The 25,623-nt window shown below is 35.4% G+C and carries 30 protein-coding genes and 1 riboswitch; of the genes, 10 read left to right on the plus strand and 20 right to left on the minus strand.

The features are described from left to right. Positions 1-16: 16 nt before the first annotated feature. The 3 genes from gcvPB to gcvT are packed head-to-tail and all read right to left on the minus strand — an operon-like array spanning position 17 to position 3,924. On the minus strand, positions 17-1,477 hold the full coding sequence (gene gcvPB, locus HCJ50_RS08500; RefSeq protein ID WP_185348185.1) for an aminomethyl-transferring glycine dehydrogenase subunit GcvPB: 1,461 nt from the start codon (positions 1,475-1,477) through the stop codon (positions 17-19). Continuing rightward, positions 1,474-2,820 carry an aminomethyl-transferring glycine dehydrogenase subunit GcvPA gene (gcvPA, locus tag HCJ50_RS08505; protein ID WP_185348183.1) on the minus strand — a complete coding sequence of 449 codons (1,347 nt, stop codon included), beginning with the start codon at positions 2,818-2,820 and terminating at the stop codon, positions 1,474-1,476. The genes gcvPB and gcvPA overlap by 4 nt, the downstream gene beginning before the upstream one ends. A gap of 15 nt (positions 2,821-2,835) precedes the next feature. Next, positions 2,836-3,924 carry a glycine cleavage system aminomethyltransferase GcvT gene (gene gcvT / locus HCJ50_RS08510; protein WP_185348181.1) on the minus strand — a complete coding sequence of 363 codons (1,089 nt, stop codon included), beginning with the start codon at positions 3,922-3,924 and terminating at the stop codon, positions 2,836-2,838. Positions 3,925-4,007: 83 nt separating this feature from the next. Further along, positions 4,008-4,099, minus strand: a riboswitch (glycine riboswitch). A gap of 363 nt (positions 4,100-4,462) precedes the next feature. Between gcvT and comGA the strand changes: the two genes are divergently transcribed. From comGA to HCJ50_RS08545, 7 genes are read left to right on the plus strand one after another with little or no spacing between them, the layout of a single operon-like run. Then, the gene (gene comGA, locus HCJ50_RS08515; protein WP_185348179.1) at positions 4,463-5,476 is read left to right on the plus strand and encodes a competence type IV pilus ATPase ComGA; all 1,014 of its coding nucleotides are present in this window, start codon (positions 4,463-4,465) and stop codon (positions 5,474-5,476) included. After that, positions 5,463-6,494: a competence type IV pilus assembly protein ComGB gene (gene comGB, locus HCJ50_RS08520; RefSeq protein ID WP_185348177.1), complete on the plus strand. Its 1,032-nt coding sequence runs from the start codon at positions 5,463-5,465 to the stop codon at positions 6,492-6,494. The genes comGA and comGB overlap by 14 nt, the downstream gene beginning before the upstream one ends. Before the next feature lie 14 nt (positions 6,495-6,508). After that, positions 6,509-6,832, plus strand: a complete 324-nt coding sequence (gene comGC, locus HCJ50_RS08525) for a competence type IV pilus major pilin ComGC (protein WP_185348175.1) — start codon at positions 6,509-6,511, stop codon at positions 6,830-6,832. After that, positions 6,829-7,257, plus strand: coding sequence for a competence type IV pilus minor pilin ComGD (gene comGD, locus HCJ50_RS08530; protein WP_185348173.1), 429 nt, complete (start codon positions 6,829-6,831; stop codon positions 7,255-7,257). The genes comGC and comGD overlap by 4 nt, the downstream gene beginning before the upstream one ends. Continuing rightward, positions 7,244-7,528 carry a competence type IV pilus minor pilin ComGE gene (gene comGE / locus HCJ50_RS08535; protein WP_185348171.1) on the plus strand — a complete coding sequence of 95 codons (285 nt, stop codon included), beginning with the start codon at positions 7,244-7,246 and terminating at the stop codon, positions 7,526-7,528. Before comGD ends, comGE begins: the two co-directional genes overlap by 14 nt. Further along, a complete protein-coding gene (comGF, locus tag HCJ50_RS08540) occupies positions 7,491-7,958 on the plus strand; it encodes a competence type IV pilus minor pilin ComGF (RefSeq protein WP_185380885.1) in 468 nt (155 codons plus the stop codon). Before comGE ends, comGF begins: the two co-directional genes overlap by 38 nt. Beyond that, a complete protein-coding gene (locus HCJ50_RS08545) occupies positions 7,955-8,284 on the plus strand; it encodes a competence protein ComG (protein ID WP_185395651.1) in 330 nt (109 codons plus the stop codon). Before comGF ends, HCJ50_RS08545 begins: the two co-directional genes overlap by 4 nt. Before the next feature lie 19 nt (positions 8,285-8,303). Here the strand turns inward: HCJ50_RS08545 and HCJ50_RS08550 are convergent, their stop codons facing one another. The 6 genes from HCJ50_RS08550 to rpmG all read right to left on the minus strand — a co-directional run bounded on the left by HCJ50_RS08550 (position 8,304) and on the right by rpmG (position 13,128). After that, positions 8,304-9,395, minus strand: a complete 1,092-nt coding sequence (locus HCJ50_RS08550; protein ID WP_185349086.1) for a YqgU-like beta propeller domain-containing protein — start codon at positions 9,393-9,395, stop codon at positions 8,304-8,306. A 130-nt stretch (positions 9,396-9,525) separates the two neighbouring features. After that, positions 9,526-10,494 (minus strand): ROK family glucokinase, encoded by a 969-nt coding sequence (locus HCJ50_RS08555; RefSeq protein WP_185349084.1) that lies wholly within the window; start codon positions 10,492-10,494, stop codon positions 9,526-9,528. 25 nt (positions 10,495-10,519) lie between these two features. Next, the gene (locus HCJ50_RS08560) at positions 10,520-10,732 is read right to left on the minus strand and encodes a YqgQ family protein (RefSeq protein WP_185349082.1); all 213 of its coding nucleotides are present in this window, start codon (positions 10,730-10,732) and stop codon (positions 10,520-10,522) included. A gap of 12 nt (positions 10,733-10,744) precedes the next feature. Continuing rightward, positions 10,745-12,283 (minus strand): rhomboid family intramembrane serine protease, encoded by a 1,539-nt coding sequence (locus HCJ50_RS08565; protein ID WP_185380882.1) that lies wholly within the window; start codon positions 12,281-12,283, stop codon positions 10,745-10,747. Between the two features lie 98 nt (positions 12,284-12,381). Next, positions 12,382-12,921 (minus strand): 5-formyltetrahydrofolate cyclo-ligase, encoded by a 540-nt coding sequence (locus HCJ50_RS08570; RefSeq protein WP_185349078.1) that lies wholly within the window; start codon positions 12,919-12,921, stop codon positions 12,382-12,384. 57 nt (positions 12,922-12,978) lie between these two features. Continuing rightward, positions 12,979-13,128 (minus strand): 50S ribosomal protein L33, encoded by a 150-nt coding sequence (gene rpmG, locus HCJ50_RS08575; RefSeq protein WP_003719608.1) that lies wholly within the window; start codon positions 13,126-13,128, stop codon positions 12,979-12,981. A gap of 195 nt (positions 13,129-13,323) precedes the next feature. Between rpmG and HCJ50_RS08580 the strand changes: the two genes are divergently transcribed. The 3 genes from HCJ50_RS08580 (at position 13,324) to rsgA (ending at position 15,422) form a co-directional block, all read left to right on the plus strand. Then, a complete protein-coding gene (locus HCJ50_RS08580; RefSeq protein ID WP_185349076.1) occupies positions 13,324-13,680 on the plus strand; it encodes a hypothetical protein in 357 nt (118 codons plus the stop codon). Between the two features lie 28 nt (positions 13,681-13,708). Further along, positions 13,709-14,188 (plus strand): MltG/YceG/YrrL family protein, encoded by a 480-nt coding sequence (locus tag HCJ50_RS08585; RefSeq protein WP_185349074.1) that lies wholly within the window; start codon positions 13,709-13,711, stop codon positions 14,186-14,188. A gap of 178 nt (positions 14,189-14,366) precedes the next feature. Beyond that, the gene (rsgA, locus tag HCJ50_RS08590; RefSeq protein ID WP_185349072.1) at positions 14,367-15,422 is read left to right on the plus strand and encodes a ribosome small subunit-dependent GTPase A; all 1,056 of its coding nucleotides are present in this window, start codon (positions 14,367-14,369) and stop codon (positions 15,420-15,422) included. Between the two features lie 144 nt (positions 15,423-15,566). Here rsgA and pnp read toward each other — a convergent pair whose 3' ends face one another. The 11 genes from pnp to rimP all read right to left on the minus strand — a co-directional run bounded on the left by pnp (position 15,567) and on the right by rimP (position 25,606). Continuing rightward, positions 15,567-17,738, minus strand: a complete 2,172-nt coding sequence (gene pnp / locus HCJ50_RS08595; RefSeq protein WP_185349070.1) for a polyribonucleotide nucleotidyltransferase — start codon at positions 17,736-17,738, stop codon at positions 15,567-15,569. Between the two features lie 246 nt (positions 17,739-17,984). Then, a complete protein-coding gene (gene rpsO / locus HCJ50_RS08600) occupies positions 17,985-18,254 on the minus strand; it encodes a 30S ribosomal protein S15 (RefSeq protein ID WP_003719603.1) in 270 nt (89 codons plus the stop codon). A 137-nt stretch (positions 18,255-18,391) separates the two neighbouring features. Beyond that, entirely contained in the window at positions 18,392-19,336 is a 945-nt protein-coding gene (locus tag HCJ50_RS08605; RefSeq protein WP_185349068.1) for a bifunctional riboflavin kinase/FAD synthetase, read from the minus strand. Positions 19,337-19,406: 70 nt separating this feature from the next. Beyond that, positions 19,407-20,321 (minus strand): tRNA pseudouridine(55) synthase TruB, encoded by a 915-nt coding sequence (gene truB / locus HCJ50_RS08610; RefSeq protein WP_185349066.1) that lies wholly within the window; start codon positions 20,319-20,321, stop codon positions 19,407-19,409. A 95-nt stretch (positions 20,322-20,416) separates the two neighbouring features. Next, the gene (rbfA, locus tag HCJ50_RS08615; RefSeq protein ID WP_003719600.1) at positions 20,417-20,761 is read right to left on the minus strand and encodes a 30S ribosome-binding factor RbfA; all 345 of its coding nucleotides are present in this window, start codon (positions 20,759-20,761) and stop codon (positions 20,417-20,419) included. Between the two features lie 16 nt (positions 20,762-20,777). Beyond that, on the minus strand, positions 20,778-21,056 hold the full coding sequence (locus HCJ50_RS08620) for a DUF503 domain-containing protein (RefSeq protein WP_185349064.1): 279 nt from the start codon (positions 21,054-21,056) through the stop codon (positions 20,778-20,780). Continuing rightward, the gene (infB, locus tag HCJ50_RS08625) at positions 21,053-23,380 is read right to left on the minus strand and encodes a translation initiation factor IF-2 (protein ID WP_185349063.1); all 2,328 of its coding nucleotides are present in this window, start codon (positions 23,378-23,380) and stop codon (positions 21,053-21,055) included. Before infB ends, HCJ50_RS08620 begins: the two co-directional genes overlap by 4 nt. 22 nt (positions 23,381-23,402) lie before the next feature. Further along, complete coding sequence (locus HCJ50_RS08630; protein WP_185349061.1) at positions 23,403-23,702, minus strand: YlxQ family RNA-binding protein; 300 nt, start codon at positions 23,700-23,702, stop codon at positions 23,403-23,405. Beyond that, the gene (gene rnpM / locus HCJ50_RS08635; RefSeq protein WP_185349059.1) at positions 23,695-23,979 is read right to left on the minus strand and encodes an RNase P modulator RnpM; all 285 of its coding nucleotides are present in this window, start codon (positions 23,977-23,979) and stop codon (positions 23,695-23,697) included. The genes HCJ50_RS08630 and rnpM overlap by 8 nt, the downstream gene beginning before the upstream one ends. Before the next feature lie 14 nt (positions 23,980-23,993). Then, a complete protein-coding gene (gene nusA / locus HCJ50_RS08640; RefSeq protein WP_185349057.1) occupies positions 23,994-25,112 on the minus strand; it encodes a transcription termination factor NusA in 1,119 nt (372 codons plus the stop codon). Between the two features lie 26 nt (positions 25,113-25,138). Further along, entirely contained in the window at positions 25,139-25,606 is a 468-nt protein-coding gene (gene rimP / locus HCJ50_RS08645; RefSeq protein ID WP_185349055.1) for a ribosome maturation factor RimP, read from the minus strand. Positions 25,607-25,623 lie beyond the last annotated feature (17 nt).

Below are 25,623 nucleotides of genomic sequence, written 5' to 3' on the forward strand. Positions count from 1 at the left end.
CAAGACTTTTTTCTGCTTATTTTTGATAGCGTAGCACAGGTTTTCTAGCAGCGCGCGTTTCATCTAGACGTTTTACATAAGTGCTATGTGGTGCTTCTTGAACGATTTCTGGATTTTCTTCTGCTTCTTTTGCTATTTTTAGCATTGTATCAATAAATGAGTCAAGTGTTTCTTTAGATTCCGTTTCAGTTGGTTCAATCATAATTGCTTCTCCTACAATCAGTGGGAAGTAAACTGTCGGCGGATGGAAATTATGATCTAACAAACGTTTAGCAATATCAATTGTACGAACCCCAAGCTTTTTCTGTCTATTTCCACTTAAAACAAATTCATGCTTACAAATTTGATCAAATGGCAAATCGTAAGCCTGTTGTAATTTCCGCATCATATAATTAGCGTTTAGCACAGCATATTCTGTAACTTGTTTTAAACCATCTGGTCCCATCGTCCGAATGTAGGTATAAGCGCGAACATTAATGCCAAAGTTGCCATAATAAGGCTTCACTCGACCGATAGATTCCGGATAATTGTAGTCAAATGTGTAAATATCTTCTTTTTTAGTAAGTACTGGTGTTGGTAAAAATGGTATTAGATCCTTTTTCACACCAATTGGTCCTGATCCCGGACCGCCTCCACCATGTGGTCCAGTAAATGTTTTGTGTAAATTTAAATGAACTACATCAAACCCCATATCTCCTGGTCTAACTTTTGCCATGATTGCATTTAAATTCGCGCCATCATAGTATAATTTACCACCAGCCGCATGAACAATTTCTGCCATTTCAACAATATCTTTTTCAAATAATCCTAATGTGTTCGGATTAGTTAACATTAACGCTGCTGTATCATCGCCAACTACTTTCTTTAAATCATTTACATCTACTAAACCTTTTTCATTTGATTTAACTGTTACTACATCAAATCCTGCTACTGCAGCAGATGCAGGATTGGTACCATGTGCAGAATCTGGGATAATTACTTTTGTTCGCTTGGTGTCGCCATTTTTTTCATGGAAAGCTCGGATTAACATTAGCCCAGTCCACTCCCCGTGTGCCCCCGCAGCTGGTTGCAGTGTCACTTCATCCATCCCAGTAATCTCAACTAGGCTCGTTTGCAAATCATATAACAGCTCAAGTGCACCTTGAACGGAACTCTCAGGCTGATTAGGATGAATGTTAGCAAACCCTGGAAATCTCGCAACTTTTTCATTTATTTTTGGATTATACTTCATAGTACAAGAACCTAATGGATAAAAACCAGAGTCTACACCAAAATTATGATTAGATAAATTTGTATAATGACGCATAATTTCCAGTTCACTTAATTCGGGTAAATCAGCTGGTGTAGAACGAATATATGCTTGGTCCAAGTAATCCGTCGCTTTTGTTTCTGGCACATCACTTTCTGGTAAACTAAAGCCAATTCTTCCTGGAATAGAGCGTTCAAAAACCAATGGCATTGTTTCTTCTAAATTCATTTTACACCCTCCAAGCTTGCCACAAAGGCATCAATTTCCTCTTTTGTGCGCATTTCCGTTACTGCAATTAACATATGATTTTTATATTTATCCTCATAAAATCCAAGGTCATATCCACCTATAATCCCTTCATCTAAGAGCGCTTCATTTATTTCTTTGATAGGTTTAGAAAGTTTAATAACAAATTCATTGAAAAAACTATCTGAAAATAAAACATTAAATCCGCTCTCTTGGAATTTTTGTTTAGCGTAATGAGATTTATCTAAGTTTTGTTTTGCCATTTCTGGTAATCCGACTTTACCTAATGTCGCCATCGCAACGGATGATGCCAGTGCATTTAAGGCTTGGTTAGAGCAAATATTTGAAGTAGCTTTATCACGGCGAATATGTTGTTCTCTCGCTTGCAACGTTAATACATAACCACGCTTTCCATTTTCATCAACGGTTTCTCCAACTAGTCGTCCAGGCACTTTACGCATTAATTTACTTGTTACTGCAAAGAAACCACAATGTGGACCACCAAATGACTCTGGAATACCAAAGACTTGCGAATCGCCAACAACAATGTCAGCGCCAAATTCTCCCGGTGGTGTAAGAAGTCCAAGCGCAAGCGGATTACTTGAAACTAACAATAATGAGTTATTCTCGTGAATGAGTTTTTCTATTTCAACTAATGGTTCTACTTGACCATAAAAATTCGGATATTGTACCGCAAACCCTGCAATGTCATCGTTCAGTGCCGTTTTTAACGCTTCTATATCTGTTTTCCCATCTATTTCTGGGATAATTTCCACTTCAATATGTTGTCCAGCGGCATATGTTTTTAATACATTTATATTTTCAGGATGAACGGCTCCTGAAAGAAGAATTTTTTTGCGTTTAGTATGTCCGCTTGCTAGCATTGCTGCTTCCGCAAGCGCAGTTCCCCCATCATACATAGAAGAATTCGCTAAATCCATTCCGGTTAATTCCGCAATCATCGTTTGAAATTCAAAAATAGCTTGTAATTCTCCTTGAGAGATTTCCGGCTGATACGGGGTGTATGCTGTATAAAATTCAGAACGAGAAATCACATGATCCACTACTGTAGGAATATAATGACTATATACTCCAGCTCCTAAAAATGAAGCATATTCGGTCGTATTTGCATTTTTGGAAGCAAGTTTAGACAGTTCTCGGAGTAAAGCTGGTTCTGATTTTGCTGGTTTTAAATCATACTCTCTTTTAAATCTAATTTTTTCTGGAATATCTTGAAATAAATCATCCACTGACCCTACCCCGATAGTGTCAAGCATTTCTTTTTCATCTTGTTCCGTCATTGGTAAATAACGATGTTTTGCCATCACATTTCCTCCTTTTTACTTTGCGCGTTTGTAAAATGGTGTTGCTACTACTTTTGCTCTTACTTTTTTATTTCGAATGCCCACTTCTAATTCTTGTCCAATTTCAGTATATGCAGTTTCTAATAAAGCTAATCCAATGTTGGTTCCAAGTGTTGGCGATTGTGTTCCGGATGTTACAACACCAATTTCTTTATTATTTAAAAATACTGGGTAATCATGCCGCGGTATTCCTCGCTCTATTAATTCAATACCAACTAATTTTCTCACTAAGCCAGCTTCTTTTTGGTTAATAAGTGCGTCTTTTCCGATAAAATCAGCATCTTTTTTTAATTTAACAGCAAAATTAAGCCCTGCTTCAAGAGGAGTAATATCTTTACTTAATTCTTGACCATACAATGCTAAAACTGCTTCCAATCGCAAAGTATCTCGAGCACCTAGACCAATCGGTAATACCCCTTCTGCCATAATTGCTTCAAACACTTTGGTTGCATTTTCTTTTTGCATATAAATTTCAAAACCATCTTCTCCAGTGTAACCACTACGCGAAATAATTGTTTTCACACCTGCTATGTTTGCGTCCTCTACAAATCCAAAGAAACTAATCGCACTTAAATCAACATCGGTTATCTTAGCAAGAATTTTCTCCGCGTTAGGTCCTTGTAGCGCTAACTGACCATACATAGAAGAAACATTTGTAACTGAGACATTTTCTTTAATATTTTTTAACATCCATTCATAATCTTTATCAGTGTTCGCCGCGTTTACAACTAGTATGTATTTAGTCTCAGATAATTTATAAACAACTAAATCATCGACTGTCCCTCCATCTTCATAGCACATAATATTGTATTGCGCTTTGCCTATTTTTATTTTTCCTATGTCATTAGATAATAAGTTTTGTAAATATGCTGTACTTCCAGCGCCTTCCACTAAAATTTCTCCCATATGAGATACATCAAATAATCCTGCATCTGTTCGCACGGCCTCATGTTCTGCTTTTATTCCAGAAAATTGTACAGGTAAATCCCATCCACCAAAATCAATTGTTTTAGCGCCGTATTTCTCATAAAGTGGATGAATAGGTGTTTTTAATAATTCTGTCATAGTTATATCCTCCTTTTTTTCACATAACAAAAAGGCTTATATGGTTCATAAGCCCTGTCGTGAAACAAAAAACTCCAGAGTCGCGTCCCGTAAACATCCTTTTGCCTGAGAGTTTCACATCTGCATGCTTTCCCCGTCGGCGCTGCATTTTTGCAGTCTCTCTGTTTACATTCACCCGCTAATTCTATTATGTATTTGCCTTTTCTATAGCTTATCACGACTTCTATTGTTCGGCAAATAATTAGTTTTAATCCTATTTTTTTATTAATTAAGGATGTTCGTTCGGAATGTAAGGGCTTTATTACTCATTCTCTTTCCGATCATACGCATGTGATATTTTGCGCATAGTTTGTGAAATATTTCAAAACACAAAAAATGTTTTTCGCTCATTTATCCACTTAAAAACATATTTTTTCGGTTTAAATTTAATATCAAAAAATGAATTTCACTTCCTAATAATAAATTTTCGTTTTTGTGAAAAAAAGTTGAAGGAGGATTTAAACATAATATGTGGAATATGACTTGTAAGGAGGTTGTTATGCCACAAAATTTAATGAATTCTATTTTATTACAAGCACTTCAAGTTAACGCAAGCGATATCCATATTCATCCTTTAAATAATCGCTATTTATTACGTTTAAGGATAAATGGTACTTTACTTCCGTTACGCTACTTCTCGTTAGAAATTGGTGAAAAATTAATTTCTTATCTTAAATTCCAAGCTGCTTTAGACATAAGCGAAAAAAGAAAGCCACAATCTGGTAGTTATGAGAAAGAAACTAATGTAGAAAAAATAGCTTTAAGACTATCCACTATCCCAAATAAAGATTTTCTAGAAAGCATTGTTATCCGTGTTTTTCGTTACAAATATCCTATTCCATTTTTACAATCTAGCCTCTTCCCTCAACTAACTAAACAAATTATAAAACAATGTAAAGATAAAACTGGTTTATTTTTGTTCTCAGGTAGTACCGGAAGTGGAAAATCCAGCTCAATGTATAGTTTGGTTTCTTTTATTAAAGAAAATACCGAACTTCAGGTTATCACGATTGAAGATCCAGTGGAACATCACTCTCCAGAATTTCTTCAAGTTGAAATCAATGAAAAAGCTAATCTAACCTATGCCAACCTAATCAAAGCAGTTCTGCGTCACGATCCAGATATATTAATAATTGGAGAGATTAGAGATACTGAAACAGCAAAAATGGTCATTCGAGCTGCTTTGACAGGTCATTTAGTATTAAGTACTGTTCACGCAGGAGATTCTTATGGCGTTTTATTTAGGTTGTTGGAATTAGGTATAAGTCGCGAAGAATTAGCTCAATGTTTACTTGGAATTAGTTTTCAACAACTAGTCCATTTATATTGTGTATATTGCGGTTCTAAATGCCAACCATATTGTACTCATTTACAGCGAAAACGAACTGCGATCTACGAAGTACTATCAAAACAAGATATTCAGACATATTTCCATTCTAAAAAACAACAAACCAAACCCAAGTACACACTTCAAGAAGTTCAACAAAAAGGAGTTGCTTATGGCTTTTTTTAAACGTATTAATTGGAAAGATGATGGCGAATTTTTAGTCAGAGTTGCTAATTTGCTAGATAAAGGGTTTTCTCTTGATGCTGCCATTCGTTTTTTAAGTATTACTTCTACCAAGCATCAGGAACGCTACAAAAAAATTATTTCATCCCTAGCATCTGGAAACTCCTTTGCCAACTCACTTCAACAAAATGACTTTCCAGAGTTTATCTGCTCCCAACTTCATTATGCACAAAGTCACGGTTTTTTTATTCAAACAATTCAAGAAACCGGTGTCCATATGAAGAGAAAAGCCGAAGAACAAACCGCATTAAAAAAAGCTTTTCAATATCCACTTGTTCTATTTTCTACTGTTATTATCGTTTTCTTTTTACTACGAATTTTTCTTCTCCCAAAATTTGACCTTTTATTTTCGCAGCTATCTAATAGTGACTCGCTCGGATCCAACTTCACTTATTTTTTACTAGAACAAGTACCTATTATTTTAGGTGGATTCATGCTCTTGCTTTTTATTAGTATTAGTTTCCTTATAAAAAAGCAAAATCAAAAAAATGCTTATCAACGTGCTTATTTTTATTGTCGAATCCCTTATATACGTCAATTTTCGCAAATTCATTATTCACAGATTTTCTCTCGTGAAATGGGTTACCTTTTAAAAAGTGGATTATCCATATCACATATCATGCAATTGTTTGGAAGCGAGAGTTCTTCCCCTTTTTTTCAGGCGATTGCTAAACAAATCCTCCCTTTTCTAGAAGCTGGTCTTCCTTTAACAAAAGCACTTGAACAAATGCCTATTTTTGAAAAAGAACTTTATTATATTGTTATTCATGGAGAAAAGAACGGTAATTTAGCAGAAGAATTATTATTTTATTATCATTTATGCCATCAAAAAGCACTAATAAAAACAGAAAAAATATTTACATTTATTCAACCTGTTGTATTTATTATCATCGGTATTTTAATTATATCAATCTACCTATCCATTTTATATCCAATGTTTTCCATGGTAAATCAAATTTAAAGGAGGCCGTTTACATGTTTAAAAGAAAAATTGATTGGCGTGATGAGCGAGGATTTACACTCGTTGAAATGCTTATTGTTTTATTAGTTGTTAGTGTTTTACTCTTATTAACTATACCGAATATTGTTTCTCAAAGTAAATCTATTAATAATAAGGGGTGCGAGGCTTTTGTTTCTATGGTACAAGGTCAAGTTCAATCCTATCAACTTGAGAAAAATAGTATTCCATCTGTTAATGATTTAGTTAGTGAAGGCTACTTAAAATCCAACCAAAAATCATGCCCGAATGGAAATAGTATTAAAATTGATAGTTCTGGAAATGTAACGGAAAGTCGATGAAAATTAATGCTTTTACATTGATAGAAATGTTACTTGTTCTCTCTATTAGTCTGATAATGATTAATTTAACTATCTTCCCAATAGCAAATACTATTTCAAAACTAAACGAAGAACAATTGTTAGAAGAAGTGAAAGCATCCATTTACTACGCCCAATTAAATGCTATTACTAGCGGTCAAGATACTACTATTACCTTTTCTCCTCAGGAAAATCAATTAACTGCTATAACAAAAAATCAGTTACTTTTTACATTGCCACTAACACCATCAATAAAACTTGATCATGTTAAACCAGAAAAATTCCGTTTCTCTAGCATAAATGGTTCTATCAATCGCTTTACTACAGTCCGATTGCTGGGTATTTCTAACAACTACAAACTAATATTTCAAATTGGAAAGGGGCGATTTAAAATTGAGAAAAATTAATGGTTTTTCTTTAGTTGAGAGTATGGTTTCCCTATTATTATTCACTTTAGTTTGTAGTTTCTTACTGCCGCTTTCCATGACTATTTTCCAACAAATTGAACATGAAAAAGACCAAAGTCTACTATATCAGCAACTATTTGAACATAGCGAATTATTACTTCATAAAAATATCCCAGTTATCTATAGTGATAATCAAATAAAAAGTTTTTACGAAGAAGGAGGTATTCAAATTTGTGCAAAAAATAATCAGCAAGAACAATGTACTTTGTAGAGGTACTTCTCCTGCCTTTACTCTTCTTGAAACCATTCTTTCTGTCACAATAATTTTAAGCATTAGCTCCCTTATCCCGCTCTTTTTTCAGTGCTATAGCAAAACGATAGAACTCAGTAATTTAGATCAAACAACAGAATGGCAACTTTTCTTAATGCAAATGCGATTAGAATGGGAAAATGCGAGTAATATTACAATTGATAAAGAGAAATTAACTTTTCAAGTAGAAGATAAACAAATCACCTATACTAAATTTAATGATTTACTAAGAAGACAAGTAGACGGTAAGGGACATGAACCTTTGTTAACACAACTTAAAGAATGGGAGTTTATAAAAAAAGAAAATCAATTAATTTTAAAAGCAAACTTTTCAAATACAACACGCTATACATCACGATTCCCTTTGCCACAACTAAAGGAGCATCCATGAAACAAAATGCATTTACACTTCCTTTTACTATATTCATTGCTTTAATAACTATTTTGATTGTGACTGGCAGTGCTTCCATTTTTAAAAGACAAATTGCATATGAAAAGATGATTCAAAATTATTACTTGGCTTCTGCAGAACTTAATCTAGTAGTTATAAATGCAAAAGAAGCCCCTATTCCAGCTAGTTTCACAAGGAAATATGGTTCATCCAAGATTAATTGTGCATCTACTACTAATAAATCTGAGGAATATAATTGCCAAATTCTTTTAGAAAACGGCTATTTATTTTCAAAAAATTTTACAATAAAAAACAACAAACCCTAAATAATTAGAAGTTCGTTGTTTAAAATGATTTTGTTGGCGTATTTATCAGATTATACATTTTACCAGTTTTAGTATCTATTACTTTATCAAATAAGTAACCATAAAGAACCAAGTCACCTGTTTCATAAGATAATATTGGCTGATTGTCCATTAAATCTAAAACAGTAGTCTCTTTTTTAGTTGTTGGATTAACTTTTACTAATTTATATTCATTTTGATTTCCACTTATTTTTGCACTCTCATATGGTTCAAAAGTCAAGAAAGCATTTTTATCAAAATTCGCATCGAAATAAGGAATAAAAGTGCCTAACTCATCATACTCTCGTGCAGAGCTATAAGAGTAAAAGTTTTGAAACCCAATAGTTCTAAACTCGTATAACAATTTTTCATCAGAAGCTTTTTCAATTGTAATTAACACGTTGTCATGTACAGCAAATTGCATAATATTTGCTACAATTAAACTCTTTGAAGCATTATCTCTAATATCTTGTAAATACAAATTGCCTAATTCATCGTCTGGCTTATCTTTGTTATTGGAAACAATTAAATTATCTCCATACCAAGATACAAATGGAGAAGTTAGTTCCACTTTATTAACCTGATTTAGTGTATAATCCCAATCTTCCACATGAAAATCCCATTCCGGACTATAAACGACTAACATTATTTTCTCTGGTGATTCATTATTCCAATAAAAATTAGTTGTAAGTGGATTAGTTTCTCTGGATGCAATAATCTTTCCATCGCTTAAATCAATTACTCGCATTACCGCTTTTTTATTAGACTTAGCAGAATAAAGGAGCATATTGCGATAATCTGGACTGATTTGCACTTCCGAGATAGGTTCTTTTGTATTAAAAATAGCACGCTTTTTTCCATTATAGATATTTAATTCATTAAAATAACTGATACCTTTTACTTTGGTCTGTAGCAATACCGAATCTTTTGATAACCAGCCCACTACACGCTGAAATTCTTTCGTTTTAAGTTGAATAGCCTGAACATCTTTTGTTGTCTTTTTTTGCGGTTCTTTTTCTTTTACGCAACCAAAAGAGATAAAAATCAAGCCTATGGATACAACAATAAGCATAAATGTAGTTGATTTTTTCATCTTTTGCCTCCAATCTCTCTATGCTAAAATTTTACCCTTTTCGTAGTAAGCTAAAACAATTCTCATAGAAAGATACACTTCAAAAAACAAGCTACAATAACGGAGTATTATTGTAGCTGTAGAGATAGTATTAATCTTCCGTTGGTATCGCTAACCATGCAGCACCGATTACCCCAGCGTCATTCCCTTTTGTCGCAATAGATAATTTAGTAGATTCTTTTACTGCTGGAAATACCATTGTTTCAAAATAATTTCTGACTGGTGTCAATAATTGATCTCCTGCCGCTGAAACTCCACCGCCAATAATTATCTTTTCTGGGTTTAGCATGTTACCAATATGACTAAGTGCAAGTGCTAAGTAAAAAGAAATTTTATCAATTGTAGCATTAGCTAAAGCGTCTCCTTCAGCAGCTAATTCGAAAATTAATTTAGATGTAATATTTTCATCTTTTTTGATTGCTTCTTTAAGGTCTGATTCACCTGTATATTCCTTAGCTAAATCTTTTGCAACTCGAACGATTCCTGTTGCAGATGCTACAGTTTCTAAGCACCCTTTTTTACCACAAGTACAGTCATAACCATTTTCTGGAACAACTGTTACATGACCAATTTCACCAGCTGCACCACGAATACCATGCAATATTTTTCCTTCTGCGAAAATGCCGCCTCCAACACCAGTTCCAAGCGTTACAAACACAACATTTGCACCACCTTCTCCAGCACCTTTCCAGCGTTCACCTAGCGCTGCAACGTTGGCATCATTATCTAATGAAATGCTTAGACCAGTAATTTTTTCTAAATCTTCACTTACATTTTGCTCTTCTGCCCAGTTAAGATTATAAGCTCCTTTAACCGTTCCAGTATCATAGTTAACCGTTCCAGGAGTTCCCATACCAATTCCATAAAATATATCATTATCGAGTTGTAAGTCAGTCAATTTTTGATTGATGGAATCGCCAATATCTTTTACAATATGAGAACCTTTGTCTTCAATATTTGTATCGATAGTCCATTTTTCTTCTATTTCGCCTTCTTTTGTTAAAATAGCTAATTTTGCTGTTGTCCCACCTAAATCTACACCAATTAATTTTTTGTTCATCACTTCTGTTCTCCTTATAGTTATATTAGTTTAAACTACTATTTTTTCGCTGTTCTTTAATTAACTCTTGTTTTAGAATACTTCTCGCATTAGCAAATACTTCTCTATCCAAAATATTGTGTTTAAAAAGTTCTGTTACTTCATATTCCATCATTTCAATGTCATATTGTCGCTTCCCTAAATAAACAATAATGCCATGCTTCTTTAACAATTGAGCAACATCATAAACTGTTTTCACATTAAAAACCTCTTATTCTTTTGTTTCTTTTAACTTATCATAATAAGAATCGAAAAATGGATCATTCGAGAGTTGTTTAGCAATATCTGCTTCTTTGAGTGCATTTAGGTGATCACCCTTTATTTGGTAACAAACGGATAAATAATAATGTGGTTCTGGTAAATCTTTATCTAACTCAATAGCCTCCTTTGCCATTTCCTCAGCGGTGTTAACTTGTTTATCTTGTAACGCAATTGAGGCTGCATAGGTGTAGGAATAAGCATCAGCACTGCCACTTTCAATTAAACTTGTTGTGATTTTAGTTGCTTCTTTCTTATTATCCGATTGTAGATACTTTTGTACTGCATAGTTTGCTTGCGCTGGATCATAATGTTGCGTTCCTTTTTGGAAGCCAAAATAGAGAAATAAAATGGCTACTCCACCAAGTGATATACCATACGCTAGACGACGCCAATGGAAAAATTGATTTGGTAATGACAAAGCACCTGCAAGTAAAAATCCACCAACTAAACCACCAATATGTCCTGCTATGTCAATTTGAGCAGAAAATACGTCTAACAATAAGTTTACAGCTACAAGAGAGGCAATACTAACACCGATTGTTTTTGCATAAACATTTGGTTTTAAAACAACTAAATATAAAAGTGCACCCATAACAGCAAACACCGCTGTACTTGCTCCAACAGATAAGTTCATATTTAAAGCAAAACTAGCAATATTACCGCAAATACCACCTATAAGCAGTACAAGCACATAACGCCATTTTCCGTAAATACGTTCTGCCCAAGCGCCCACAATATAGAGCATGACGGCATTGGATGCTAAATGTATCAAACCACTATGAAGAAAAATTGGTGAAATAAAGCGCCACCATTCACCTGCAAAAATAAGTGGATTAAATTTCCCTCCCCATTTAATTAAATTAAATGAATCTGTAGTACCACCTTGAAGAGTAACCCATAAAAAAGCAACAATCAACAGACCGATGAATGTATAAGTGACAGTCGGTTTTGAATTTTTAGCAACTTTTTGTTCTTCATTTACTTTAGTTGTAATATACGTAATTACTTGTTCTCGCTCTTTTGCTACTAGTTCTTTTGTTATTTCATCTGGAAGAATAAAAGCATCTTCTGGTAGTTCCAATGATTTAATTAATACATCTAGATGTTCTCTCATCTGTTCATTTGCCAGTAAAATATTCTCTAACTTTACTTTTTCATTTGGAGAAGAAAGCGGCTTTCCAAAATAAGGCGAAATATCACCCATTGGTTCAAATGGAGTTATATAAATATTAATAAGAGGCAACTTAATACGCCCCATCTGTTTCCGAAGATTTTCAGAAACATGCATTGTATGGGTAATGTCACGATCTACTACATTAGCCCAACTTAGTTCTTTTATTTGAATACGGATGACTGGTCGTTTTTTCTGACTAGTATTTTCTAACCAAAGTTCTTGTTTCTCCTCATGAAGATGGATTAAACGGTATTTTTCAACACCCAAGAAATAGTTGGTTAGGCGCCAGAAGACATATTGTTCTTGGAAGCTCAAAAAATTCCCTGCTTTCATTACAAATTATAATTACTACTATACGCAAAAAAATGGATGTTGTAAACAATCCACTCTATTTTCTATGTATTTATTTTTACTTATCCTTCAATAAGGATAGAAACTGGTTTATCATGGCTTTCTTGCAAAAATTCTCGCTTTTGTTCATAAAAGCATAATGAGATAGTTGCTCCTTTAAAATCCATTAAATAGCGATCATAAAATCCACCACCAAAACCAATTCGGTAATGAGCTTTATTAAAAACAACACCTGGAACTATTAATAAATCAATTTTATCCTTTGTCACCGTCTCTGTGAGATCATTTGGCTCTAAAATACCAAACTTAGATTGTACGAGCGGATATACAGAATCCATCATTTTAAATTCCATATTTCTACTTGGATAGTATGTTTTTGGAATAAGCACCGTTTTTCCATGTTTTCTTGCTTGTAAAATAATTGTTTCTGTTTCAATTTCTGGATGTCTTGCCAAAGTTAGGCCGATTACTGTTGCTTCTTTCCATTCTGGCAATTCAAATAATTTTTCTGCAAGTTTGATAGAACGTTCGCGATGTTCTACTTTATCTATATCGTTCAGGTTTCGTAAAACTTTTTCCCTGATTAGACCCTTGTCTTCCATCTCGACATCTCCTTTTTTCACAAAATAAAAAAAGCAACAGAATGAAAATCCTGCTGCTTACTTAGTTTCGCGGTGTAAAGTTACACGGCGTAATCTTGGACAATATTTTTTTAATTCAATACGTTCCGGATTTTCACGCTTATTTTTAGTAGTGATATAATTACGATCACCGCATTCAGTGCATTCTAAAGTAATATTAACGCGCATTGTTTTCCCTCCAACTCGACTGACGAATTTATTTACTAAACCTGTATAATAATATCATTTTTATACATTTGTTGCAAGGTCTCTATGCATTTTCTTTTTATTTTCTTTACAAAACTTGATTTCTGATGGTGTTTTAAAGTAAATTATGCTATAACTAGTAGTAGAGTTTATGGAAGAGAGGTGTGTATAAAACCCATGACCACAGTCATAATTATTTTATTAGTTGCTGCTATCGTACTGTTTGTTATTTCATTCTTACAAAAAGGAGATAATAAGCAATTAGAAAAAGAACTGGAAGACGTTGCTTCTCAGTGGATGCAAGAAAATTTCGAGCTAAAAAAACGTGTCTCTGAATTGGAAAAGGCAATGAAATTAGACAGCCCAGATATCCAAATTGAGCAAGTTCCAGAAAGTCCAAAAGTTCGTGAATTAATGAAAAAACAAGTGATTACACTTTATACTTCTGGAATCGTTACATCAGATATTGCGGAACAATCTTCCCTACCTAAAGAAGAAGTGGAACAAATCATTGAAGAATATTTAAAACATTAATTTTAAAATTAAAGGAGGAGCCTAATCTGTGAAGAAGAACTTACGGATGTTGGCATTAGGTTTTTTAGTATCTGCCGTTGTCTTACTGGTTTATGATCAGTTTTTCTCGACTCCAACAAAAGCAGATGAAGCCAATACCAATTCTACAAAAAAAGTTTCTAAAGATGAGTCTAACACTTGGAAAACAAAATATGAAAAATTATTAGCTCAGCAAGAAGTTGATAAAGCAGCTGACGATGAAGCTAAAAAAGCAGCTGATGAAGCCGCTAAAAAGAAAGCAGAAGAAGCTAAACAAGTAAAAAATTATACTTTGACAATATCTAAAGGAGACCCTTCCTCCAAAGCTGGCGAAGAATTACAAGCTAATGGAATTATTAAGAGTGCTTCTGAGTTTGATAAATACTTAAAAGATAATAATTACGAAAAATATGTTCGTGATGGGAAGTATAACTTAAAGAGTGATATGAATTACGAAACTATTGCAAAAATCTTAGCACATAAAAATTAACTAATGAATAGCTAGAACAAAAAGTGGTTAATCCCCTCTTATGTTCTAGCTATTTTTATGTTATTATTTAAGCAAGAAAGGATGATGATTTATGGCAATTGTAAAGATGGAAAAACTCATAAATAATACGGGGGTATCTTATTTATAAAATGCTCCCACCTAAAAAGGAGCGAAAAAATTGATTTTAGAAAAATATGGTTTCACAAGTTTTTTTGAAGAGCAAAAGATAGGAAATAATTCCAATTATGGTAGAGTTACTGCTGTTTTTAGAGATTCTTGTCGAGTTATAACTGAACAAGGAGAATTTTTAGCTAGTCTCAAACGGGGAAATTTTTATGAATTATCGTCTTCTTCCCTTCCTGCTGTTGGTGATTTTGTTGAGGTTAGTATCGATTTGGCACAAACTGCTCAAATTATTTCAGTCCTTCAGCGAAAAACGGTTTTTTCTCGAATGAATAAAGATTCTGAAGAGCAGTTAATTGCAGCGAATTTTGATTATGCCCTAATTGTAATGAGCTTAAATCATGATTTTAATTTAAATCGTTTGGAGCGTTATTTAACAGTTGCTTGGGATAGCGGCGCGTCTCCAATTATCATTTTAACAAAAGCAGACTTAGTTACAGACCTATCTTCCTATACGAACCAGCTAGAAACTGTTGCTTACGGCGTTCCAACATATTTTGTGGATAATTTATCACATAAAGGCTTTGAAGCGTTAGAACGTGATTTGAAGCCTTGTAGCACACTAGTATTACTAGGTTCATCAGGTGTGGGAAAGTCCTCTTTTATTAATGCACTTGCTGGCGAGACTTTAATGAAAACGGCTGGTATTCGAGAAGATGACAGTAAAGGAAAGCACACTACAACACACCGAGAAATGCATTTACTCGAAAATGGCTGGATTGTCATTGATACTCCTGGAATGAGAGAATTCGGGATTGGTCTTAATCAAGCTGGTTTGGATACTACTTTTTCCGATGTGGAAGAATTAGCTGAGCATTGTCGCTTTCATGATTGTTCTCATACACAAGAACCTGGCTGTGCTGTTCAAGAAGCATTAACAGAAGGATCACTTTCTATGCAACATTATGAAAACTGGCTAAAATTACAAAAAGAACTGGCTTATCATGCAAGAAAAAATAGTCCTGCACTAGCTAGACAAGAACGGGACAAACGAAAAGTTATTCAAAAAATTATCAAAAAACATTATAAGCATGGACCTAAAAACAGATAAAAAAACCACAAGTAGCCTGAAAATGGGCTACTTGTGGTTTCTAGTTTCCGAAAGTTTCAAGATTGAGGGATTATATTTTATAACACTTATTAGATATACGTAAAAAAGGAAGTAGCTCTTTTCATCGGCTACTTCCTTTTTATATTATTTAGATTCTGGTTTCTTTGTTTTAGGATAGTATTTTTTCTCTGCTTGTGGCTTTTTATCGCCTTCTGGTTGTTCCTTTTTCTCAAGCAATACTTTACGTGACAAGTTAACACGACCCTGATGATCTACTTCGATAACTTTTACAGTCACTTCATCCCCTAGTTTTAGAATATCTTCTACTTTTCCTACACGTTCGTGGGCTAATTCAGAGATATGAACTAAACCGTCTGTTCCTTTAAATAATTCAACAAATGCGCCAAATTTTTCAATACGACGAACTTTACCAGTGTAAACTTCCCCTACCTGAACTTCGCGAACGATATCTTCAATAATCGCAATTGCTTTACGGTTCATTGCTTGATCTTGAGAAGCAATATAAACTGTACCATCTTGCTCAATATCAATTTTCACGCCTGTTTCTTCAATAATTGCATTGATTTGTTTTCCACCAGGTCCAATAACATCTTTAATTTTTTCTGGTTTAATGTTAAGCGTAATAATTTTTGGTGCATACGCTGAAAGTTCTTCTCGTGGTGCATCAATTGTACTTGTTAAATGGTCAAGAATGTGTAAACGGCCTTCTTTAGCTTGTGTTAAAGCTTCATCTAAAATTTGACGGCTTAATCCGTCAATTTTAATGTCCATTTGAAGTGCTGTAATACCATCTTTTGTTCCTGCAACTTTGAAATCCATGTCGCCAAAGTGATCTTCCATACCTTGGATATCTGAAAGAATAGTGTAATCATCGCCAAGTTTCACAAGTCCCATTGCGATACCTGCAACTGGCGCTTTAATTGGCACACCTGCATCAAGCATGGCAAGCGTAGAGCCACAAATACTTGCTTGAGAACTAGAACCATTCGATTCAAGCACTTCTGATACAAGACGAATTGTGTACGGGAAATCCTCTTCGGACGGAATTACATATTGTAAAGCACGTTCACCTAGAGCACCGTGACCGATTTCACGACGACCTGGCGCACGACGAGGACCAGTTTCACCAACACTAAATTGCGGGAAGTTATAATGATGCATAAAGCGTTTGTATTCTTCGGTTCCTAGACCATCAATAATTTGATGTTCACGTAAAGGTGCAAGCGTACATACACTTAATGCTTGAGTTTGGCCACGAGTAAATAAACCAGAGCCATGGACACGTGGAAGTAAACCAACTTCAGAAGAAAGCGGACGAATTTCGTTTACTTTACGACCATCTGGACGAATTTTATCTTGAGAAATAAGACGACGCATTTCATCTTTTTCAATCATTTCTAAAATATGTGCTACTTCACCAAGAATTTCTGCTTCGTTTTCTAATTCTTTCGCTTTATAGCTTTCTAAAATTTCTTCTTTTACTTCTTCAATAGCAGCTTCACGGGCTTTTTTCTCTTCTGTTTTGATTGCTGCTTTCATTTTCCCTTCACTTGCTGCTTTTACTTCTGCTTCAAGTTCTGGATCACTTACAAATAATTCAATTTCTCGCTTTTCTTTTCCAACAGCAGCAATAATTTGTTGTTGGAATTCACAAAGACGTTTAATTTCTTCATGACCAAACATAATTGCTTCAAGCATTGCTTCTTCTGATACTTCTTTTGCTCCAGCTTCTACCATGTTGATTGCATCATAAGTCCCTGCAACAGTTAAGCTGATATCACTTTTTTCTGCTTGCTCGATTGTAGGGTTAATAACGTATTTCCCGTCGATACGACCAACATCTACACCAGCAATAGGACCTTCAAACGGAATGTCAGAGATTACAAGAGCCACAGAAGACCCTAGCATTGCTGCCATTTCTGGAGAACAATCTTGATCCACACTAAAAACTGTGGATGTGATTTGTACTTCATTACGGAAACCTTCCGCAAATAGTGGACGAATTGGACGGTCAATCAAACGTGCTGTTAATGTTGCACGATCACTTGGACGTCCTTCACGTTTTAAGAAGCCACCGGGAACTTTCCCGACAGAGTACATTTTTTCTTCATAGTTAACAGTTAGTGGGAAAAAGTCGCCTGGACGAGGTTTTTTGGAACCTACTGCTGCTGTTAAAACAACTGTATCCCCGTAACGAATTAATGCTGCTCCACTTGCTTGTTTTGCTAATTGACCTACTTCGACAGATAACGTTTTACCTGCCCATTCTGTTGAAAATACTTTTTTTTCAGACATAATTTAATCTCCTTTTGTGAGGAAACACGAACCAGAAACTTTACCATGCATAATAATGTTCACGCACACTTTAGAATTTCTAAAGCACACATGAATCCAAAAACCTGTTACGAACAAGCGATTTTCTTAACACGTTTTTGGATTCATGCGATAAAGTTTCATTTCTTCGCCGTGTTTTCCAAAATTTGGCATACTTATTACTCAAAAAAAAGCGGGAACTTTTGGTATCCCGCTTTCATCTGGTTTTTATCGACGTAAACCTAAACGTTTGATAAGTTCGCGGTAACGTTGAACATCTTTTTTACGTAGGTAAGTTAATAAGTTACGACGGTGACCTACCATCTTCATTAATCCACGGTAAGAGTGATGATCTTTTTTGTGTACGCGAACGTGTTCATTTAAGCTATTGATTTCAGCAGTTAATACAGCGATTTGTACTTCTGGTGAACCAGTATCTGTATCATGAACACGGTACTCTGCAATAATTTCATTTTTGCGTTCTTGAGTTAAAGCCATTTCTTTCCACCTCCTTCTAAAATATCCCCAATTACTGAGCCTAGCGTCGGTGACTCGCAAAAAGCCAAGTAATGGTTCTGTTCGTACAGATTTAAAGATACACTATTTAACGCTCAAAAGCAAGTAGAAATAGTAGTTTAATCCTCTAAATCAGCAAAAAATGCTCTTGTATCTTGCTCGTCTTTTTCTAATTGAGTAATCAAACCTTCTACTCCATTAAACTTAAGTTCTGGTCGGAAAAATTGAAACCATTCAATTTCAGCTTCTTCGCCGTAAATTTCGCGGTGGAAATCTAAAATATAAACCTCAATAGATAATGCTTGATCATCCTTAAATGTAATATTATAGCCGATACTTGCCATTCCCAGATGAGTTTCCCCATTAACACGGAATTTCACTGCATATACCCCAAGCTTTGGAATCAAATAATCTTCATTAACAAGAATGTTCGCTGTTGGAAATCCAATTGTTCTACCACGTTTATCTCCATGAATTACTGTTCCTTTTGTTGTATAAGGATAGCCTAATAACTGATTTGCCTCTTCCAATTCACCTTCTGTAATTGCTCGTCTAATATTAGTCGAGCTTATCTTATCACTAGATGCGGTTTGTTTATCCACGATAGTAACTTCAAAACGACCATTTGCATAACTTTCTAAATTGGTCATTTTTCCTTCCCCTTTTTTACCATAAGAATAATCAAAGCCAGCAACAACATGTTCTACATTCAAAGCAACGAGGTATTTATCAACAAATGCTTGCGGAGATAATTCGGAAAACTGTGTAGTAAAGCGAACTACATACATAATATCAACACCAAGGCCAGCCATTTTTTCTGCTTTATCTTCCAGTGGGGTTAGATATTTTACTTGTTTTCGGATATTGCTTAAAACGACAGATGGGTGCGGATCAAACGTTAAAACCGCTGTTTGAAGTCCTTTTTGTGTAGCTATCTGTTTTGCTTGTTTAATGACCGCTTGATGCCCTAAATGCACGCCATCAAAGAAACCAAGCGCCATTACTTTTTTTACGTCTGTCCACTCATCCGTTGTAAGCGGATGATGCAAGTATATCGTCTTCATTTTTTGCCACTTCTCCTCTAAATTTGAATTCCTTTAATATCATAATATAAGAAAGTTGCAGTCGCAATTACTATGCTTGATTTAATTCAATGACTTTTTCTGGCTTCCAAATGTCTTTTTTCTCTGGATGCGGTTTGTAAATTGCAGTTAATTTTTCTTTAAAAATAAGCGCAACACGAGGTTCATTTTCTACTGTCATAAATAAAGATTCTGGTAATAATCCGCCATTTAAAACTTTGCTATGCACTTCCTCATCAATGACTAGTTTTGCCATTGATTCAATCCCTTTTTCAAGCGGATATAAAAAATCATTTTCATTCTTTTGAAACTTTTCTTCCACTTCTATCAGGGTTAGGCAATCTTCTTTTTTGAAAAAGCCGCTTTGTACTCGCTCTAACTTAGACATATGCGCAGGGTACCCTAACTGTTCGCCAATCATGACAGCAAGCGTGCGAATATACGTTCCTTTGCCACATGCGATTTCTAAACGGAAAGTCGGATTTGCTTCATTTAGCGGAGTGGCGTCATCTAAACGGGTTAATGAATAAATATCCACTTGTCTGGATGGGCGTTCAACCTCTATTCCCGCTCTTGCATATTCATACAATTTCTTACCATTAACTTTTACAGCTGAAAACATTGGTGGAATTTGGGTGATTTTTCCAGTGAGTTTTGTTAGTGCAACTTGAAGTGCTTCGGCCGTGATTTCTGTTAGCTCTTTGGTTTCAACCGTCTCACCAGTAGCATCTTCTGTAGTAGTTGATTTACCTATCGTGATTTCGGCTACATAAACTTTCCCTTCATCCGTTACATATTCCGCGAGTTTTGTCGCACGTCCAACACAAATTGGGAGTACACCTTCTACTTCAGGATCCAGTGTACCAGTATGGCCAACTTTTTTTGTATGTAAAATTTTTCTTAATTTAAAAACGCAATCATGACTTGTCATTCCGCGTTCTTTCCACAGTGGAATAATTCCGTTCATCCGGCTCCTCCTTCTAACAAAAAAAGTTTAAGACAATTTCCGCTTACATCCCGTTTGAATGAGAAGATAAAGGGATTGCCTTAAACTTTTATTTATTATTGATCGTTATTTAAGTCACGAAGCAATTCATCGATTCGATTTCCGTAAGCGATGGAATTATCTATTTCAAAAGACATTTCTGGAACTTTACGAAGTCGAATACGGCGACCGATTTCTGAGCGGATAAAGCCATGCGCTTTTGCAAGTGCAAGTAATGTATTTTCTTTCTCCTTATCGGTACCAAGGATGGAAATGAACACCTTAGCTTCTTGTAAGTCACCAGTAACATCTACTCCAGTTACAGTCACAAACCCTAAGCGCGGGTCTTTAATTTTGCGATTTAAAATATCGCCCAATTCTTTTTTCATTTGCTCACTGACACGATTTGCTCTTACGTTCAAGTGTATTCACCTCTTTTTATAACTTCTCCATTACTGTCTCGGCTCGCTCCCATTCTGGAAAAGAATCTAGAAAAGCAAGTACTTCCCTCGCTTCTTTTTCAGCTTGGATGTGCGAGGCAGATACGACAGCAAAGCTAATTTCAGCTCGCTGCCATAAATCCTGATAATCCGTTTCGGCAATAGAGATATTGAATTTTTGTTTTGCTCTCGTTAAAATTCGTTTCAGTATAGCGCGTTTTTCTTTGAGGTTTTGTGGTTCCTGCATGAAAAATTCACTAATGACTGATTGAATCATTTTCTTTCTATTTCTTCCATAACGTATGCTTCGATTACATCGTCTTCTTTAATATCATTGAAGTTTTGTACTGTAATACCACATTCATAACCTTTTGCTACTTCTTTCGCATCATCTTTAAAGCGTTTTAGTGTAGCAATTTCACCTTCGAAAACAACGATTCCATCACGGATAATACGGACGCCACTATCACGAGTAATTTTACCATCTGTTACGTAACAGCCAGCAATTGTACCCACTTTAGAAACATTGATTGTTTGGCGCACTTGTGCTTGACCGATAATTTTTTCTTGGAATTCTGGATCAAGCATTCCTTTCATTGCTGCTTCGATTTCATCAATCGCCTTATAGATAACACGATGTAGACGAATATCTACACTTTCATTTTCTGCGGCTTCACGTGCTTGTGCTGTTGGACGAACGTTAAACCCAATAACAATCGCATTAGAAGCTGCCGCTAGAGTAATATCTGATTCATTGATTGCACCCACGGCAGTATGAATAATTTTAACGTTAACACCTTCGACATCAATTTTACGAAGCGATGCAGCGAGCGCTTCTACAGATCCTTGTACGTCTGCTTTAATAATAACGTTAACTTCTTTCATTTCGCCAGCTTTCATATGTTCAAATAAGTTATCCAAACTTACACGATTGGTTGCCGAACGTTGCGCTACTAAGGCACGACTGGCACGAGTTTCACCAATATTTCTCGCTGTTTTTTCATCTTCAAAAACAACAAAACGATCGCCAGCTTGAGGTACATCATTTAAACCGGTAATTTCAACTGGTGTGCTTGGTCCGACTTTTTTCACGCGACGACCTAAATCATTGACCATTGCACGGACACGACCAAATGTGTTACCAACAACAATTGGATCACCAATATTTAGTGTTCCATCTTGTACTAGTAATGTAGCAACTGGGCCACGGCCTTTATCAAGTTCTGCTTCAATAACAGAACCAATGGCACGACGATCTGGATTTGCTTTTAACTCTTCTACTTCAGATACAAGTAAAATCATATCTAATAAGTTTTCTAAGCCTTCACCGAATTTAGCGGAAATAGGTGCGAAAATAGTATCGCCACCCCATGCTTCGGGTACTAATTCATATTCGGTTAATTCTTGCATTACGCGGTCTGGATTTGCTTGTGGTTTATCAATTTTGTTTACAGCAACAATAATTGGCATACCAGCTGCTTTTGCGTGATTGATTGCTTCGATTGTTTGTGGCATAACACCATCATCCGCCGCAACAACTAAAATAGTAATATCTGTGATTTGCGCACCACGAGCACGCATTGCGGTAAATGCCGCATGTCCAGGTGTATCAAGGAAAGTGATTTTTTTATCATGAATTTCTAATTGATATGCACCGATATGTTGCGTAATCCCGCCAGCTTCTCCAAGAGTCACTTTAGTATTACGAAGGGAATCTAGTAAGGTTGTTTTACCATGGTCAACGTGTCCCATGATAGTAACTACTGGTGGGCGTTCCATAAGTTTTGATTCATCAATTGCTTCATTCAATTCATTCTCGAAGTAAACATCTAAATCGGTTACATCGACTTTAATTTCTTCTTCTACGGCTACACCATAGTCGGAACAAATAAGTTCAATTGCATCTTTATCTAATGATTGGTTGATTGTTGCTACAACACCAAGCATAAATAATTTTTTGATTAGTTCAGATGGTTCTCTATATAGTTTCTTTGCCAGTTCTGCAACTGTTAAAGATTCGCTGAAAACAATTTTTTCAGGAAGTTCTTTTGGTTTTGGTGGAGTTGGTGGAACAGTACTATGGTTTAATTTACCTTTTTTCTTGGTGTTCCGTCCTTTGTTATTAAAATTCCCGCCGCGATTAGGACGATTGTTGCCGCCTGGACGGTTAGAGTTTCCACCACCTGGACGATTGTTATTATTATTACGTTTTTGTCCACCAGTTTGCGTTTGATTAGATGTACTTGCTGGTTTGGTTGACGCTGGTTTGGCACCTTGGCTTTTGTTACCCGCTGCAGGTTTTGTATTTTGTCCTGCTGGTTTATTTGTATTTGGTTTATTCGATTTTTCATTACTATTTGTCATATTTGGTTTGTTTGGCCCCTTACTATTTCCGTTTTCATTGCTAGTTGTTTCTTTCTTAGGTGCTTCGGCTTTTTTATTTGTGCCATCAACGGCTTTATCTAATTGTCTTAAGGCGTTCTCATTAATAGTGGACATATGATTCGCCACTTCAATACCTAAACCTTGAAGAGCTTCAATAACTTTTTTACTTGATACTTGATGTTCTTTTGCATATTCATATACACGAACTTTACTCATGTCGTACACCTCCGTATAAGATTCAACCGAGTAATTCTGCTAATTTAACAGCAAATCCTTTATCAAGTATGGCAACTATTGCACGTGTATCTTTGCCGATTGCACCCCCAATCATTTCCCGGGTACCGGCTTGTTTCACGACAACATTATAATATTCACACTTGTTGCGGATTGTTTTCTCAGTTTTTTCGGATATATCTTCTGAAATGAGAACCATTTTTGCTTTCCCATTTCTAACTGCTTTTAATACCAATTCTTCACCAGTTGTAATTTTCCGTGCTCGATTTGCAAGGCCTAATAAGGAAAGTGCTTTTTTATCCATTAGTAGGTTCCTCGAGAGACTTTACGTAATCAATTAGCTCGTCGTAAAAGGCCTCTTGTTCTGGCATTTTTAGTTGATGAAAGATAGCGTTTTTCTTTTTTGCTTTTTTGCATGCTTCTACATTTTTAACGATATAAAAGCCGCGTCCAGGTGCTTTGCCTGTAGGATCAATCGTTAGCGCTCCGTCTTTCGAATACGCAATACGAAGAAGTTCGCCTTTTGGCAAGCGTTCACCGGTAATTATACATTTTCGAAGGGGGATTTTTTTATTACGCATGATAATTCTCCTTTTTACTCTTCATCTTCTGTAAAAGTTTCGCTCTCTACTTCTTCTACCGGAGCCATTTCTTCGTTATTACGAGGATAGATTCCTAGTTCAGTTGCAACAGTTTCGCTTTTAATATCAATTTTCCAACCAGTTAATTTCGCTGCTAAACGAGCATTTTGACCACGTTTACCAATTGCTAAGGATAGTTGATAATCTGGTACGACAACTGTTGTTGCTTGGTCTGCTTCGTTTACAATAACATCTAATACCTTGGAAGGGCTAAGTGCATTGGCAACAAAAGTGAAAGGATCCTCTGACCATTCAACTATATCGATTTTTTCTCCTTTTAGTTCATTAACGATGGTTTGAACACGTGCGCCTTTAGGTCCAACACATGCACCAACAGGATCTACTTCTTCATTAGCTGTATAAACAGAGATTTTAGAGCGATCTCCTGCTTCACGTGCAACGGATTTAATTTCCACAACACCATCATAAATTTCTGGAACTTCCATTTCGAAAAGGCGTTTTAAAAGTCCAGGGTGCGTACGGGAAACAAAAATTTGCGGTCCTTTTGTTGTTTTTTCTACTTTAGTTAAATAAACTTTAATACGATCATGTGCGTGGTATGTTTCGTTTGGCATTTGCTCGTTTTGAGATAAAATAGCTTCGATTTTACCTAGATTTACATAAATAAAACGAGAATCTTGACGTTCTACAATACCTGTCATAATATCATCTTCACGGTCGATAAACTCATCGTAAATAATACCGCGTTCTGCTTCACGAACTCGTTGGGTAACAACTTGTTTTGCTGTCTGTGCAGCAATTCGGCCAAAATCTTTCGGTGTCACTTCAAGCTCCACTACATCACCAGGTTGATAGACTGGATTGATTTTATGTGCTTCTTCCATCGAAATTTCAAGACGAGAATCAAATACTTGTTCTACTGCTTCTTTTCTTGCTAAAACTCGGATAGAACCATTTTCCATATTTAAATCTACACGAACGTTTTGAGCATCTTTAAAATTTCGTTTGTATGCAGAAGTAAGAGCGGCTTCAATCGCTTCCACTAATACCTCTCTTGAAATACCTTTATCATGTTCTAACACATGAAGAGCATCTAATAATTCTGTGCTCATTTTTGATTCAACTCCTTATTCACTTTTTAAAATTGAATTGCTAACCTTGCTTTTGCTACTTTTTCTTTAGGAATTTCACAAGTGATTTTGCGTGTTTTATCTGTAATAGTAATGACCAGCGTTTCTCCATCATAACTTTCTAAAGTACCTTCCCACATTTTACGACCATCAATTGGCTCATAAGAAGTAACATGGACATATTTAGATACTGCATTAACAAAATCTTGCTCTTTCTTCAGTGGACGTTCAGCCCCTGGAGATGAAACTTCTAAAAAATAATTTTGGGTAATCGGATCTGATTCATCCATTTTTTCACTGACTTTTTCGCTGACAACCGCACATTCATCAATATCTACGCCACCATCTTTATCGATAAAAATTCGCAAAAACCAGTTTGGACCTTCTTTTTCAAAGGCAATGTCTACGAGCTCCAAATGAAGTTCGTCCGTAATCGGTGCAACAATTGCTTCTACTTGATCTAGTACTTTACTCATTTCAGCCTCCTTAAGAG

This window comes from Listeria immobilis, assembly GCF_014322765.1.
In the GTDB taxonomy this organism is placed as follows: Bacteria; Bacillota; Bacilli; order Lactobacillales; family Listeriaceae; genus Listeria; species Listeria immobilis.